A 15,994-nucleotide genomic window follows, 5' to 3' on the forward strand; every position below is an offset into this window, starting at 1 on the left:
AACTCTATAAGCCAGGTAGAAACAATGATTAATATCGTGATAGACCGTTCGGGGAGTATGGCAGAAAATGGCAAACCAATGCTAATACTCAATTTGGTGCGTTTTGTTCGCCAGTATTTCTCTTCGAATGAAGCTCAATTTTATGTGCTGCAAAATCAACTTAGCCAAGTGTATGTTGATCCTGAGTTGGATATTGAGCTCCCAGAGATTATAGGCTCGACCGATATGGATAGCTGTATCGCATTTTTAATTGAACGAAAAACAGAGCCTACTATTTTGTTATCCGATGGTTTTTTTGAGTTGACTGAGTCACAGAAACGAGTTTTTAAACAACAACAGAACGTGGTTGTTGTTGCTGTCGGTGCTGATGCTGATCTTACGGGGTTGGATTACCTTGGGTTACCGGTTTATCCAGCACAAGATATTGGTGTAGCCATTAAGCATGCTAGAAATATTTTGAATGCACTGCGAATACCACCGCCTTTGCAGCGCAGTGATGTGCAATTTAGTAAATCAGTTTTGAGTGTTGTCCATGAGCAAGATGAAGACGATGACTGGGGTTGATCAGTCGCATGGTAAAGAGATGGGCAGAGCTGGCCAGACTGTTTTTAAACAATTTGGTTATAGCGAGATTGGACCTTTACATAAAAAACGTCAGCTGCCCAATCAGGATGCTTTTTGTCACCATGCGTATCCGTGGGGAGAGTTAATAGCTTTGTCCGATGGTTTGGGAAGTCACGGTTTGTCGCAGCTTGGCTCTCAGGCGGCTTGTGATGCGGCACACAGATTATTAGAGCAGTGGCATCAGTTACCCGAGTTATCAGTTACCGAGCGATTGACGCTGTTTCATCAAAATTGGCTACAGAATTTGGCCGAGCAGGATATAACTCAGTGTGGTTGTACTATTTTGATGGTGTTGCGCTTAGAGAACACTCTCTTTTGGGCGCAACTTGGTGATGGTTTAAGTGTTTTGTATCGAAGCGATGTCGATCAACCTGAGTGTTTAACAGCAAACAGCGAGCTGTTCTCTAATCAAACCGATGCTCTCAAGGCTAGTTTTAGCCCTACACAGTGGCAAACGGGCAGTTTTGACGTAGATGTGTGTCGTGGCTTTTTTTTGTGCAGTGATGGTATTGCTGATGATCTGGAGCAGGAGCAGCAGACAGCCTTTTTTAAGCAGTTGTATACCCAGTATCGACCTTTAACGGAGCAGCAAATAATCGCTGATATGGAGCAATGGCTGCAACACTGGCCTGTGCCGGGACACAGTGATGACAAAACGTTGGTGGCGATGATTGTTAAGGAGACACCGTGAATAAGAATAAACAAGATTTGGATCAGTTTGGACTACCTAAACCTAAACCTGGGCTGCAGGATGAATGGAGTCAGCAGCACAAACTGACAAAAGTGCTGGGCCGTGGTGGTCAAGGCGTCGTATTTCGCACCACAGATCCCGATCTAGTAGTGAAGTGTATCTTAAAAGACAATCAAGTGGTCACCAACACAGCAGAAAAAGAGGCGTATAAAAAAAAGCTGTCGAAGTTATCGTTATATCCGATTAATCCTGAGTTTAATATTGCCAAGCCTTTGTTCATGTTAAAGGATCAGGCTGGTTACGTGATGCAGATGATGCAAGATATGCATCCTGTACAAGCAATTTTAGATTATAAAATACCTAAAGAGACACAAGGTAAGATCCCAGGTTGGCTGAATAGCGAATTACCTATCGAGATCAGCTACCCTCTTGCGCATTACGCAAAAACAGGGGGGGCAAAGCAGCGTTTAGCGATATTAATGCAGACTGCAACCGAGTTATCGAAACTGCACAGTGTGGGTTTGCTTTATGGGGATATCTCACCCGAAAATGTGTTTTGCTCGGTGGATCGTCAGTTTAACCATGTTTGGTTTATTGATGCTGATAATATCCGCTTTGATAACCCAAAACGTGGCTCAATTGTTTATACCCCAGGTTATGGTGCACCTGAGGTGGTAACAAAACAAGATGGTTGTCGACCACAAAGCGATTGTTACTCCTTTGCTACATTGGCGTTTAAGATGCTGACGATGGTGGCTCCCTTTGATGGTGAAGCACTCAATGAAGAGGGAGGATGGGATGAAGGTGAGAGCACGGCTGAGGATAAAGCTCAACAGGGTTTACTGCCCTTTATTGATGATCTAATTGATGACTCAAATCGAGCGAAGAGCGGTCTGCCGAGAGAGTTAGTCTTAACACCTGAGCTAAAAATCTTATTTGCCAAAACATTTACCGAGGGACGTGTCAACGCATGGCAGCGCCCGACGATTCACCATTGGCCGGAGGCATTGGCGGCGGCACATGACACGATGATTGCCTGTCCAGGCTGCAATATGAGTTATTACCCTGCCGATCATCAAGAATGCCCTTATTGCGAACAGTCTGTACCTGGCTATTTCCAGCTGAGCAGCTATCAATGGCAACCTAATAATCCGTTACAAAAAAGCAACTGGCAGAGTGTCCATGTCGCTAAAGATGCGCCGATCATCGTACCTGAGCGAGTATTGCAAGAGTTTACGGCAGATAGTCACGACCAAGCGGTGTTGGAGTTGTATCAATTAGAGGGAGACTGGTTTATTCGTCATCTTAGTGACCAGCATACTATCTCGATCACTGATTCACAGGGCGTGTTTAAGCCATTAGTTGGTCAGTGGCATGTAGAGTTAGAAGTGTTAAAACAGCAGGGGATTTTACTATATGTGCAGAGTGAGTTACCGCGAGTGATTGAGCTGAAATGGCAGGGTAAGTAATGGATTTGAAAAAACTGAATATCGAGTTTAATCATCGTGTCTGGGTTAAGCCTCTATCTAAAGCTCTGCCCGTTGAGGTAGGAGATATCGGTCGTTTGACGATCAGTTCACGTACGCAGCGTTTACAGTTGGTTATCAAGGGGCAATTGGCATCGATTGAATGTCGCCACCTGGGAATTGAAAAAGATATTGTACTGCAGTTATCTCGACGTAACAGTAACTTAGTACAGGTGGTGGGCGAAAGTACCTCAAAAGAAGGGGAGCAAGGCATAGAGCTTGGCATCTCATTTTTTAACGGTGAAGTGATTGAGTTTGGTGAGCTGGATATCTCCTTAGATGGGGTGATTTTGGGGCAAGCGACTAAGTTAGATTTTGGAGATAACTTTTCCGATGTACATCAATCTTTATTGAGCGGCTGCCAGTTGCTGCAAGATGATCTCGACCCTGAGTATTTTTATCTGCCTGCAATATTGGGTAGTGCTGCACTCGATGAACTTAATCGAGTGCATGAGTTATTAAAAATTGAAAAACAAAATCAGCCAAATGATATTAAGGAGTCTATTACCAATGATGAACTGCTTGATAGCCAACAGAGCCTTGTTCATAACATGGTGTTGCTTGGTTCAGGGTTTCAGTTAGCGATTACCGAACAAAAAAATATCGATTTTAATTTTTTAGCAGCAAAAAAGTTGGTACAACGTGTTAATCCGGCCCCGGGTTTTGCCGTGAGGTTGATCAGGGCTAAGCTGAAATTTACCGATATGGATAATGTGGTGCGCCTACAAACATTGGCAAGCCAGCAAATGAAGGAGCTGGCTGAAAAAGAGCAAGGCTACCTGAACGTTTGGGATAAATATGGCGATCTGGAAGGCGAGACACTGCTCAGGAAGGCGCGTGATGTAGCTGTGATTGAGTGTACGCCAGATAACAGTATTTTCGATCCAAAGGAAAAGGGCTTGGAGGTTTCGGTCGGTAGAGATTTAAGGAAGTTGCTGAAAGCGGGGGATTGTTTGGAGTTGGTCAATCCCGAAAACCTCCCAAATTATTTAGCTGGCCCAGAATTATCTTGGAGTGATTACAGTACCGAAAAACTGGTTGAGTACCAAAAAAAGAAAGGTATTAGCCCGGTGTTAAACCCATGGGGGGCGGTCGCTAAGCCTAGTGATGATGGTAATGACGTTGATGATCAAAATGAAGGTCAAGAAAAGAAAAAAAGCATTAATAATAAAGAGTGCATGGCATTCGATCCAATTAAGATTTTAAAAGTTAATGCAGATACATTGGTTATTGATATTCAAGACCTTCCAGATAGAGCCTATAGTTTGGTGTATTCGATGCTGGGGGATCAGATACAAATTGAGCGTCGAATGTCAGCGCGAGTCAATATTCAAAATGGTACCAGTGCAATGCCCAATTTAGGGGTGTTGATTGAAGAAGACGGAACACTATTACCACGAAATAAAAAGCCCCAAATTAAAGCACTAACTTCATTTGTGAAGGAGAAGATCTTCCCTAAACATCCGCCTACGATGATGCAGGAGAAAGCGATTTCGGTCGCGTTAAATACGCCGGATATTGCCATTATTCAAGGACCACCTGGAACAGGTAAAACCACGGTGATTACTGCGATCATTGAGCGGCTAAATCAAGAATCTGCAAAAGACAAGCAGGTAACGGGCAGTATTTTGGTCAGTGGTTATCAGCATGATGCTGTTGAAAACCTAATGTCACGGTTAAGCATCAACAACCTCCCTGCCATTAAGTTTGGTAAGCGTTCGGGGCAAACAGAGGCGTCGACGGCAACCGCAGTGAAGATCGATCATTGGCGTGAACAAACAGCACAGCGTTCATTAGATAAGAACCCTGATCTAAAGTTGAGCCAAAGTTATTTAACTCTTGAAAGGGACTACCGACGTTACCTAAAAACCCCCAGTGATGGGTTAGCGTTACAGATGATCAAGGTGGTAAAGGAATTTATTAGTGGTAAAACGGATGTGCCGTTTTTATCTCAGATTGATGCTCTTCATGAAGAGTTGACCCAGCAAAGTTCTAACAGTGTGGAGATGTTGCCTTATGTTCGTGCTCTTCGTGTCACTGAAGTGGGATTCAAAGATGATGGCTCCGCTCGTGCTGCAATGTTAAAGACTAAGTTGCAGCCGTTTTTTGAGGCTGGCGATAAAGAGCAGCGAGAGATCCTCGAACTGTTGACTCTAGCATCTATCTGGAAAGCATCTGATCCACTTAGTTTTTTAGCTGAGTTAAAGGAGATGAAACTGGATTTGCTAACTCGCTATGCGCCAATAGTGCAGTTAAAAACGCCAAAAGTGAGAAAGGATGTTACTCGGTGCATGAAGCGGTGTTTGGAGTGGATTCCACTCAATGACAATCGCATTACTGAACAGAATCAGGTGATTTCAGAATACCTTGCTCATTTAGAGGGTAGTTCAAAAGAGGTGCACGATACAATAGCTGAATATAACGTGGTCTATGGAGCGACGACGCAGCAGGCAGAAGGAATAGCGATCCGTCAGGCGAAAGTGGAGGGAAAGGGCTTAATGAGATACGACACCATCATCGTTGATGAAGCTGCTCGAACCAGTCCTCGCGATCTGATGATTCCAATGGTGCAGGCTGAAAATCGCATTATCTTAGTTGGAGATCACCGCCAGTTGCCGCATATGGTGGATGAAACCGTGATCAAGAAAATGAAAGAGATGGAGATTGTGCAAGAGGGTGATCAGTCCATCGAGGAAGATCACCTTAAACACAGTATGTTCCAGTATCTGTTTTCTCGTCTGCAACAATTGGAAAAACAAGATGGCATAAAACGAACCATCACTTTAGATGCTCAGTTTCGTAGCCATCCATTATTAGGCCAGTTTGCCAGTGAGCAGTTTTATCAGCCTTATGGTGAAGCTTACCAGTCTCCACTGCCTGCAAAGCTTTTTGACCAGCAGCTGCAAGGGATAGAGAGCAAAGCTGCACTGTGGCTGGATGTTCCCTATTCTGAGCAGACAAAAGAGCGGCGTAATCAGGCTAAGAGCCGTTATCGTGTACTGGAAGCAGAAAAAATTGCCGAACAAGTTAAAATATGGATCGACTCGGAGCAGGGTAAAGATCTTTCGTTTGGTGTGATAAGTTTCTACAAAGCGCAAGTGCAAGAGGTATTTAAGGCATTAGCTAAGTATGGAATTACTGAACAAATTGAAACTGAAAATAGTAAAGATTGGGTGATTAGCCAAGATTACGCGATGTTGTATGATCAGCAGGGGAAACCGCTAGAGGAGCGATTGCGCATTGGCACTGTCGACTCATTTCAAGGTATGGAGTTTGATGTGGTGTTGCTGTCGATGGTTCGTACTCAGTCAGCAAGAGAGGTAATGCTTAAACAGGTTGAAAGCCCTAAAGATCAACAAAATGTATTTGGTCATTTAATGTCGAAAAACCGCTTATGTGTGTCGATGACCCGTCAGAAAAAAGCGTTAGTGGTGGTGGGGGATGCGGCATTGGTTCAAACGGCGTTGGCGAAACAAGCGATCCCCGAGCTACAGGCATACCATCAATTGTGTTGTTCTGATGAACTAGGGGGCCTGTTATAAATGACTATTGTGAATGTAATTAGTAATGTACCAAATGTAGAACGGTATCAGCCGGATGCTTGTATTGATATTTTGTGGCCCTGTGAGTGTTATACCGTTACGTTACTTGCCAATACCAATTGTGAGTTGAACTTTTTAGAATCAACAGTATTGCAGTTGTGTGCATTGGAGTTGAAAGATAAAACTCAGATAAAAGATTTACTTGGCCTAGAAAATGAGTTGGTAGACTTCGTTTGCGATAAGCTCGAGCAGATGTGCTTAATCGATGAACGGATGGCTATTTCTGTTGAAGGAACAACGCTGCTGCAAAAAGTAAAAAAACAAGCGGTTGCTCCCGTTACCGTTAATATTTATAGGAATAAAATCACTAGACAGTTTTTACCAATGATTATTCAGCCGGTAACGGCACAGCAGTGTAGTAGCGACAACAGTGAAAAGTTAACTTTCTCTATTGGTAATACAGGCCAGCAGAAAAAGATCACCGCTTATCATTTAAGCTCTGATAATCGCAGTGTTGCAACAGGAGAGCAGTTAACCGAGCGTACTGTACTAAATATTATTGAACGATTTAAGCGTTTAAATCGGAAAAACTCATTGCTTTCAAATATTCGTTCACATCGTTACCCGAGCCAGAGTCAGCAGATTAAGATCACAACAGAGGGGGAAGAGGTATTTATACATTGTCTTGCCTTCATTCCAAAAGGTGATGATGAGCCGATGGTTTGTGATGGCTTCTTTTCTAGCTATGATGTGGATCTGACTAAGGCATTTAAACGTGAATATGACCTTATTAAGATTTTGAAAAAAAGTAAAAAGAAATTTGCTGATATAAAATCGAAGGAGTTAGCGAAAAAAAGAAAGCAAAAAATCACCTTACAAGAGCACTATCAAATGATTTCTGAAGAGGTAGTAAACGATTCATTTAATCGTGCCAAATTGGAAGATAAAAAGACTCAGTATATCAATAGTGTGTATTCGTTGATTGAAACAAAATTTGCGACGTTGGCCTTACAGCATCGAGGGACTGAGTGGAAGGAGTACTTTACAAGGAGTATTCATCAAAATGGACGAGTGATAACTGAATTTGCACAACAACTTGGCTTTACGTTATATAAAACGCGTAATCATAATGAGGTGAGTCATGACAAGCTTGTGAATCCATTATTTTTGGTGAAATTCGGTAGTATTAAACATCTAAACGCGGCTCAACCAGAGATGAAACCTGCTCTGGCTATGCTGTTGTTATCAGCAACACTGAATGACCAACACCCATTTAAAGTACTTGCTGAAAATCACCCTGATCTATTACTGAGGTTGGGGAAATTACACCATTATCGTAATTCTCTATCTCATGGTGATTTAACGATATTGGAGCAGATATCTAAGCATGAACTATCAAAAATTCATCAGTTATACATTTCGCTTGTGGATGGTGAAGATATAGAGGCTCTTGTTGAACATACAACGCAACCTAAGTGGCTCCAAGATGATACCCGTTTTAGACATCGGGAGCAGTTGGTGGCGTTATTTGGTCATTATTTTATTGATCACGTTGATAGTGATGTTTTGAAACAGATGGAGCAGGCTTTGAGCACAGCAAATTGCGAGGATGGTCGGATACGTGTGAATGCACTTGCTGGTGCTTTGCAGCAGAGTTTGTTTATCGCCAATACAGCGCTGATTAATGATGACAATAAGCCTAAACTAGTTAATAACTATTTACAGATAGTACAAAAATGCTGGGGCGATGCACTACCAGAAAACCTGCTAAAGACCGCTGAGAATAATATTAAACGTGCAGTTAATGGAATCGATAGTACGTTAGGAGCCAACTTGATTGTTTATTTAGCGCACGAGTCGGAGCACAATAATAACGAGCTGAAGAGACTAGATAGTCAATTAGTTAACAAAATAGCAAAACTAATCAGTATTAGGGGCCATGGTGGTGCAGTTCTTGGGCAGCAAGTCGAACTTGATAATCTCGAACAAACAACTTTTAAATTTATCCATTTTCTAATAGAGAGTTACTGTGAGTAAAAATACGGAAAACACCCTCGATCTCAAGCAGATTAACAAACAACAACAACAGCTTAAAACCCAAATGGAACAGCTGAATAAGCAACAGTTAAAACAGGACGATGAGGCTTTTGAGCTAAAACAAAAAGCTGAACAGTTAGTGCGTGATCAAAAAGAGCTTGAACAATCTAAGCAACTGTTAAAAAAAGAAAAACAGTGGATGCAAGAACAGCAAGAGAAGCTCGACAAAGATTATTTAGTCATCCAAAATCGGCAGAATAAAAAAGAAGAGCAGCTAATTTCACAACAGAAGAAATTAGAAGTACGTGCGCTTGAAATCGAAAATGGTTTACCTGAGCTAGCAAAGCAGCATGTGGCTGAACAGGTCGTACTGATCGAGAAACGAAAAGAGGCATTGAAAGCTGAACATAATCAGTTGCTGGTGCAACAAGAAGCCTTTGCCAACAAGCAAAATGATTTAGCTGCGTGGGAAGAACAACTTACGCAATTAAAACAGCAGGCAGACAGTGACTTTGCGGCACAGCGTTCAGAATTAAACCAAGAACTGGCGACATTACGAGCAGAACAATTAGCTAGATTGAACCTAAAAATGGATCAAGAGGAACAACAGGCACGCAAAAAAATCGAACAATCCTTGCTGCAACAAAAGGTCGATTTAGCACAAAATCAAGACGAACTGAAACAAGCTCAAGGGAAACTTGCAGCAGAAAAATTAGAATTGCAAAAGGTGGAAGCTAGCTTAAAACAGCAACAAAATGATCTGGAAAGAACAGTTTCTCAGCGGATGGTTGAGGAACGTAATCTCCTCGAAGGTAAAATTGATAATCTTGAAAAGCAAAATGAACTATTGCTGGCGCAAGTAAAACAAGCTGATTTCTCTGTTAAGTTGTATGAATCGTTACAGCGTGAACTAGGTGAGCAGTCTCCCGAAGAAGTGATACGATTACTGACGGCTCGTACTGAAGAAATTAATCGTCTGCAAGAAGAGTTATTCAGCCGCCCAAGCGAAGAGATTCAGAGCTATTACGATGAAGCTAAAAAACAGGTCGAAGAATTAAAACTTCGTAATGAACAGCTCAATAACAAACTTGCTACTTTGCAAGATGAAGCCGATGGCGTTGATCAGATTGAGTATGAACTCAACCGTGAAAAACGCAGCCATGAGAGCCTACAGATCCGTTATGATGCAATCGGTGCGGACAATAATCAATTACGTGAAGAATTGAAACGTTTAAATCCAGCCTATGAAGAGCAGCAAACCCGTGATCAGCGTATTGCTGGTGTTAAGCGTGAAGTGATCCCTTTTGTTAATCATAAGCCATTGCTACGTAAGCAATCAGACGTGATTAATGAGTTAAGTTGGCTACAACAGATTCAAAAAGATACTGCAAATTATGGTTTGTATTTTAGTGAGCGTATTTTATTTGCTTTCCATACAGCATTAAAAACAGCTGAATGGTCACCATTAGCGGTATTAGCTGGGGTTAGTGGAACAGGTAAATCTCAGTTGCCAAAATTATACTCACATTTTGGTGGGATAAACTTTTTGAATGTACCAGTACAGCCAAATTGGGACTCGCAAGAGTCAATGTTAGGGTATTTCAATTCAATTGATAACTGTTTTGAAGCACAGCCGATGTTGAACTTTTTAGCACAAAGTTGTGAGCCTTTAGTTTGTAATGACGATGAGCGTTATCATGGCTTAAATGATACAGTCAGCATGGTATTACTCGATGAGATGAATCTTGCTCATGTTGAACTCTATTTTGCAGATTTCCTCAGTAAACTAGAGGATCGTCGAGGTAGCTCTAAGAATAAGCTACCTTCAATTTCGATTAAATTAGGAGCCAACATTGCACCTTATGAAATCCCATTAGGCCGAAATGTCTTATTTGCGGGAACAATGAATCAAGATGAAACGACTAAATCTCTATCTGATAAAGTAATTGACCGTGGTACTTCAATCTTTTTCCCTAGACCAACTAAGTTGCACGAACGCAAAAAGCTAAATGTGCTGAGTAAACCGGCGGAACTACTGAAAATGAAAAGCTGGTCAAACTGGATTAAGCTTGAGAGTAATCTTGCCAATACTTCCTATTATAAGCAGATCATTGAAGCTATAAATAATCACTTAGGCTTTGTCGGTAAAGCATTAGGGCATCGGGTTTGGCAGTCCATTGAATATTACATGGTTAATCACCCTCTCGTGTGTGGATTAGACAGCGAACAATATCCTGATGAGTATAAAGAAGCACTAGATTTGGCCTTTGAAGATCAAATCGTTCAGAAGGTGATGCCTAAACTGCGTGGTATCGAAACGCGTGGTTATGGCAAAACTGAGTGTTTGGACAAAATTCGTGCTTTACTTGATGAAAAGAAAATCAATCTATTAACAGATTTTGATCACGCATGTCGTGTTGGCCATGGTCAGTTTATGTGGGCGAGTGCCGAATATCTTAATGACGAGAACACTAACAAGCGATATCAAGAGTTAGTTGAGTTAGCAATGAAGCAATCAAGTAAAATCGATAACCCTGAGAATAAAACAGTTTCAGACAATGACACTCAAACAGCAAATCAGTCAAAAAGCTTCTCCGTAAAAAATACGTTAAATAGTATGTTTAATCATGCAATGAAAAAAACTGAATCTACTGACGATGTTTCTGATGATAATCAGGCTATGCCTCTGACAGTAAAAGAGTTTAAGTGTTTGTCTCAATATGTATATGAAAATAAATTGGAAATGAACAATCTTTCGATAAGTGAAGTCCGAACAGCTTTGGAGTACTTGAAGTGTGACGTAAAAAAAACAAAGCAAGTATTTGATTACTTGAAGCTGCAAGGATAATTTATGACTGAAGAGAGCAAACTGGCCGAATTTGGCCAGTTGTATTCGCAATACCAACGGGATAATCGAGCAAAGCTTTTGCTCGATTTACAACACTACTTCATATCGCCATTGCAATTTGATCCGGTGACCATGCAGGCCCTGGAGGTGTCGTTATCACAAGTGTGTCACTCTGCTATTGCTTTAGGAGAGAGCAAGCAAAGGCAAGATCGATTGACTCGCCTTCTTGATCATTGCTTACAAGCGATCAAACGGATTTTAGTTCAGCCTCGTACCACCATCATCCGTGAGCATGAGATGGTGCCCGTGTATAAAGCGCAACGGATCGATAACCGGTCTATTGAGTGGCTAAGCCGCCAGCCAGGACGTAATGTTCGCGAAAAGTTGGCTGCCCAACCTCATGTATTGGCCCAAGCACGAAAAGAAAGTTACGACACCTCAGAAAACCGCTTGCTAAAAGCGATGTTGATCCAACTAGAAGACCTCTTGTTTTCAAAGCAACCACTTGGTTTGAATGATGAACAAGATCAGGTTATTGATTTGATCCAACAAAGCTTGCAGGCGCCTTTGTTTAAAGCGATTAAGCCGTGGCAACATATGCCGCCAAATAATGTGCTGATGCAGGATAAACAATATCGAAAGATTTGGGATAGTTGGCAGGCAATACAGCAACTCGATCTACAATTGCAAGCACAACAACAAGGGGGAGACTCGCTGTTGTACTTTATTTTTAAAGAGATTGTGACTCAACTGTTAGCTAATCCGCAATGTCATCTTATTGAACAATCGTGGCAGTGCGATTTTCAGCATCTTTCATTGAAGGTTGTTGTTGCAGATAGAGATAGTCAGCCTTATCAAGTTGAAGGTATCGTGCGAAATGAACGTGCAGTAGTTAAACCTTTCAAATTACGATTGTTGCCGGAACAGAACATTGAATTAGAATTGACTAATAAGGTTTACAGTGTTGATTTTCACAAAGAAGAATCGCTGATCATCAGTCAATTAAACGGTCGCCTTAGTAACAGTATTGCAGCCGATCTAATGATGACTGAGCTTTTTGTGCAGAAGTTATTAATCGATGCTTTTGATTACCAACGGAGTTATCTGGGAAAAGTGAGGCCGGATAAGCCGTTAGTGGCGGAGCTAATTTCGATTGAGTTAGGGCATAGTAAACCTCTGTTGATGCTAGATCAAAAAAATCCACGTCGGCTCAATAGCTATCTTATGAGTGATCAACAGGGATTAGATTGTCGCTATAGCCGAGCTTTTGATATTGATCATACGGCAGCCAGTGGGGTGTGTTTAAATCAAGAGAAAAGCGATCACGTTAGTACCAATCTGGTGGAGATCCTGGCTAAAATAATAAAACCATCGCAAGCAATGCACTACTTGGTAAGTGACCACCATAGTGATTTTGCAACCATAAATTTGCGTCGTGATTTTAATCGTTATTTTACGAATGCGTCACCTTTACCAAAAAGTATTGCGGCGGTGTATGACCTGTTAGGTAATAACAAAATTGCATTAAAAGCGAATGATCTGTTTTTGGTTATCGATAATAGTGCTGATGCGCTTTATGTTTCCCCAGTTATGTTTAAAAAACAGCACGATAACAAGAATAAAGCAGTGCAGGTTTATTTTGAGCGTCATCCAACAGTAAAGATACAGGGTAAAACCGAAACGCAGCTACTTTTACAAGCATTACAACAGTCATATCCACATTATCCAAATAGTGTACTCACTAAATTCATTGAGTTGTTTAGTTACCAAGATCTATCTCAGGCTAAGTTTAGTTTTACTCTCAAAGAAAATAACGAATTTTATACTGTTGAATATCCCGCTATTAAATCGTCATTAGAAACAATAGTGACATCATTTCAGCCTTCGGAGTTATCTGTCTTACTCAAGGATATCAACCCTAATCGTTTGTTTTATGTGCCGTTAAGTCGTATGATTATCTGCCCTAAAACAGGGGTGCAGAGCTATCAATGGTGCGAGAAAGTAAACTTGGTTCGAGGTTCGCAAACGTTACTGCAGAAAAAACAAAGTGAACCGAATGGTTTGTTTTGGAAAGATCACCTACCTCAACTCAGCACTCGTTTGCTCAAAAACGGCCAAGAAATACCATTCTTTTTTGTTGGTGATAATGTCAGTATTAAACCAGTGCGTGATAAGGCTGTAGCAATTCCAATCTCCGAAGGTTTTGAATTACCGGGAGGCGAAGATAAAATCAAGTTTAAGGTAACACAAGGAAAAGGTACGCTTAAAACTGTCTTCCCACTCACCTTATCATTAAAAAATAGATTGAAACAGCCACTCACCTGTCACTTAGAGTTGAGTTATTGTTATGGCGATGAGCAGCCCTATCAATTACGCTTTAAACCCATTGCCGATCATGCACCTTTTAGTTCTATAAAGGCTGAGTGGGGTAAGCCCGAAAGAAATGAAGTAAATGTAGACTCTTACTTCCCGGAATTTCCGCAAAGTCAAACTATTGCACAGTTGCGAAAAGTACCGAAGAAGGGCAGTACAACAGAAACTATCGATATTATTGATTGGATGGTGCGCAATCTTGATGAGGTGTTGGATTATGAAGCTTTTTACACTACAGGAAGCAGCGGAAAGCGAATAACTATTGATAGTAGTACTATTGATTGGATCCCAAACAGAGATTTCGGTTTTGAGCGTAGCCATTTGGATAATGGCAGTATTTTTATCCATAAAGATGAGTTGTATGATGATTTTTCACAAGGTGAACAGATATCGGGTAACTTGGTGTTCAACGAAAAGAAGAATGGATACTCATTAAAAGAGATTACCCCTGCTGGCCAGTTACCGAAGCCGGACTTAAATAAACTACGAAGTCGCCTCCGTTTTCCGTTAATGTGCTTTAATGACTATGCGAGAGACTATCGAGATTCTGAATTGTCTCGCGAGCATATTGATAAAATTGATCAAGCACTCCAAGCGGTAAAGTACTTGGTTCAGAGTGATAAAATACCAAGTTGGCTTTATGAAGAACTCTCAATAATAGCTGCGTATTTTCATAAAAATCTACCTAACTACTTTGTCGATAAACTCTTAACCGATATTGATGATAAAAAGCGATTTAGAGAACAGAAATTACTGTTCAGTTACGTTTTGGGAGATGTGTCTCTGCAATGGCAACAGCAGTTATTAGATAAGATTTTGCAGCCAGTGGATGACACAGGTGTCACGAGGGCCGTATCTTTGGAAGTTCTGTCTGTAGCAGTTTGGCGACATCCTGATGTAATTCATAAATTGAGCTTAACACAGGTCACTAAACTAATTGAACGTTTAACCGGCCATTTAGAGCATGAAGTGAAGCATCTCACACTAAAAGACAAGCCTTATAAGTGGGTATCGCTTTTACGTCGCTTGGAACTAATGCTGGCTATTATACGTTGTCGAGGTAGTCATGCTCTGCAAATAAAAGATGCTGTTGGGCTGTATTCGCCTTTATCAGAATTGATGCGGAATAGTTGGTTGAGTATCAACGATAATTTGGGTGTTCAATTACATCAACAGATGCAGCAATCGGATAGTAAAGTCAACTCACGAGTAAAACTGGCGGTGGATAAACCACCGGGTTATGAAAATACCCCTGATATATTATATGCTTTAAAGCTATACCTTACTGGTGAGGATGGAGCTAATCAAATTAGCATCACCGAATTAGTTGATAGCGATTAATTTATGTTTATTACGGCTTTCTGATGAAAGCCGCTTCTATATTTAATAATGATCCTGTAAATAATTATGTGTAACTGCCACTGGTTACAAGTATTCAGTTAATACATAATCATTAAGCGGTTCAGGGCTTGTCGCCTGTTTCTAATTGGTATCGTCCACTTATTGGAGGCATGTGCGAACCTTGACCACAATACAGTCGAGATAAACGATGGGATAAAGCTCATCGAGAGGGTGAGATTGTCACTCGATAACTTGATCTAGGACAGAGTCGGTCACCTTAGAAATGAGTGTTGGCGATGTGTCAGCATCGTACATTTCTTTAAATGTGGCTACAATTTCTCGCGTGGACATCCCTTTCTTTGGCATACAAGCGGCTTTGTTGATCAAATCCTAAAACAGGCAGATCAAGCCACGTTAAATAGCTAATTATTTGATTCGCTGAGTTTCAGGCATACCTAGCCCTGTTAATTTGTTCAACGCACGGACGGCTGCAAGTGCTTCACCGACCTGAGCGTTGTAATCGCGCAAGCTTAAAGCAGAACCAAGTAGTCGCTTGTATCTCGACATGGCCGTTTCGGATATCGATCTATCGTGATAACCACTGGTCTTTTTCCAGTGTTCGTTATTACCATGGATGCGCTGGTTTGCTACTGAACAGTTTCTCGGATGACCGTGCTCCCAATAGGCTGCACCGGCTCGGGGAGGAATAAGTGGTTGTGCCTTTTTTCGTTTGATTGCTTGGTAGCACAGCCTGGTGTCATAAGCTCCGTCGCCTGATATCGATTTAATTTTTCGGTATGTCTGATTTAACAATGTGGGCATCACTTCACCATCAGTTATGGTAGACAAAGAAAGCTCAGCGCAGACAATTTGATGAGTATCAGCATCAACAGCTAGGTGGAGTTTACGCCAGACACGACGTCGTTCCTTGGTAAGCGGGTGTTCCCACCCACCTAGCTATTGAACGGGCGTATTGCTATAAGGCAAGAGATCACTGACATCACTCCCTTCT

The 15,994-nt window shown here is 41.4% G+C and carries 7 protein-coding genes and 2 pseudogenes; 7 read left to right on the forward strand and 2 right to left on the reverse strand.

Annotated elements, in window-relative coordinates; translation table 11 throughout:
• The first annotated feature begins 24 nt into the window (after nt 1-24).
• From BIT28_RS06510 to BIT28_RS06540, 7 genes are read left to right on the forward strand one after another with little or no spacing between them, the layout of a single operon-like run.
• The gene (locus tag BIT28_RS06510; RefSeq protein WP_075762832.1) at nt 25-564 is read left to right on the forward strand and encodes a hypothetical protein; all 540 of its coding nucleotides are present in this window, start codon (nt 25-27) and stop codon (nt 562-564) included.
• Nucleotides 533-1,315, forward strand: a complete 783-nt coding sequence (locus BIT28_RS06515) for a PP2C family serine/threonine-protein phosphatase (protein ID WP_083651753.1) — start codon at nt 533-535, stop codon at nt 1,313-1,315. Before BIT28_RS06510 ends, BIT28_RS06515 begins: the two co-directional genes overlap by 32 nt.
• Complete coding sequence (locus tag BIT28_RS06520; RefSeq protein ID WP_083651754.1) at nt 1,312-2,784, forward strand: protein kinase domain-containing protein; 1,473 nt, start codon at nt 1,312-1,314, stop codon at nt 2,782-2,784. The genes BIT28_RS06515 and BIT28_RS06520 overlap by 4 nt, the downstream gene beginning before the upstream one ends.
• Nucleotides 2,784-6,383 carry a DEAD/DEAH box helicase gene (locus tag BIT28_RS06525; protein ID WP_075762833.1) on the forward strand — a complete coding sequence of 1,200 codons (3,600 nt, stop codon included), beginning with the start codon at nt 2,784-2,786 and terminating at the stop codon, nt 6,381-6,383. The genes BIT28_RS06520 and BIT28_RS06525 overlap by 1 nt, the downstream gene beginning before the upstream one ends.
• Entirely contained in the window at nt 6,384-8,420 is a 2,037-nt protein-coding gene (locus BIT28_RS06530) for a hypothetical protein (RefSeq protein ID WP_075762834.1), read from the forward strand.
• Complete coding sequence (locus tag BIT28_RS06535; RefSeq protein WP_075762835.1) at nt 8,413-11,268, forward strand: hypothetical protein; 2,856 nt, start codon at nt 8,413-8,415, stop codon at nt 11,266-11,268. The genes BIT28_RS06530 and BIT28_RS06535 overlap by 8 nt, the downstream gene beginning before the upstream one ends.
• A gap of 3 nt (nt 11,269-11,271) precedes the next feature.
• On the forward strand, nt 11,272-14,982 hold the full coding sequence (locus BIT28_RS06540) for a DUF2357 domain-containing protein (RefSeq protein WP_075762836.1): 3,711 nt from the start codon (nt 11,272-11,274) through the stop codon (nt 14,980-14,982).
• A gap of 174 nt (nt 14,983-15,156) precedes the next feature.
• Here BIT28_RS06540 and BIT28_RS06545 read toward each other — a convergent pair.
• Both BIT28_RS06545 and BIT28_RS06550 read right to left on the reverse strand, forming a co-directional pair.
• Nucleotides 15,157-15,369: pseudogene (locus tag BIT28_RS06545) on the reverse strand (transposase); the annotation flags it as partial.
• 39 nt (nt 15,370-15,408) lie between these two features.
• Nucleotides 15,409-15,915 (reverse strand): annotated as a pseudogene (locus BIT28_RS06550) (IS5 family transposase); the annotation flags it as partial.
• Nucleotides 15,916-15,994: the final 79 nt, after the last annotated feature.

It is taken from the genome of Photobacterium proteolyticum (genome assembly GCF_001939735.1).
GTDB classification, from domain to species: Bacteria; Pseudomonadota; Gammaproteobacteria; order Enterobacterales; family Vibrionaceae; genus Photobacterium; species Photobacterium proteolyticum.

Excerpts from the sequence above, each read along its gene's own strand:
- BIT28_RS06540 (WP_075762836.1), top strand. The coding sequence starts at position 11,272 with ATGACTGAAGAGAGCAAACTGGCCGAATTTGGCCAGTTGTATTCGCAA.
- BIT28_RS06515 (WP_083651753.1), top strand. The coding sequence starts at position 533 with ATGAGCAAGATGAAGACGATGACTGGGGTTGATCAGTCGCATGGTAAA.
- BIT28_RS06530 (WP_075762834.1), top strand. The coding sequence starts at position 6,384 with ATGACTATTGTGAATGTAATTAGTAATGTACCAAATGTAGAACGGTAT.
- BIT28_RS06525 (WP_075762833.1), top strand. The coding sequence starts at position 2,784 with ATGGATTTGAAAAAACTGAATATCGAGTTTAATCATCGTGTCTGGGTT.
- BIT28_RS06510 (WP_075762832.1), top strand. The coding sequence starts at position 25 with ATGATTAATATCGTGATAGACCGTTCGGGGAGTATGGCAGAAAATGGC.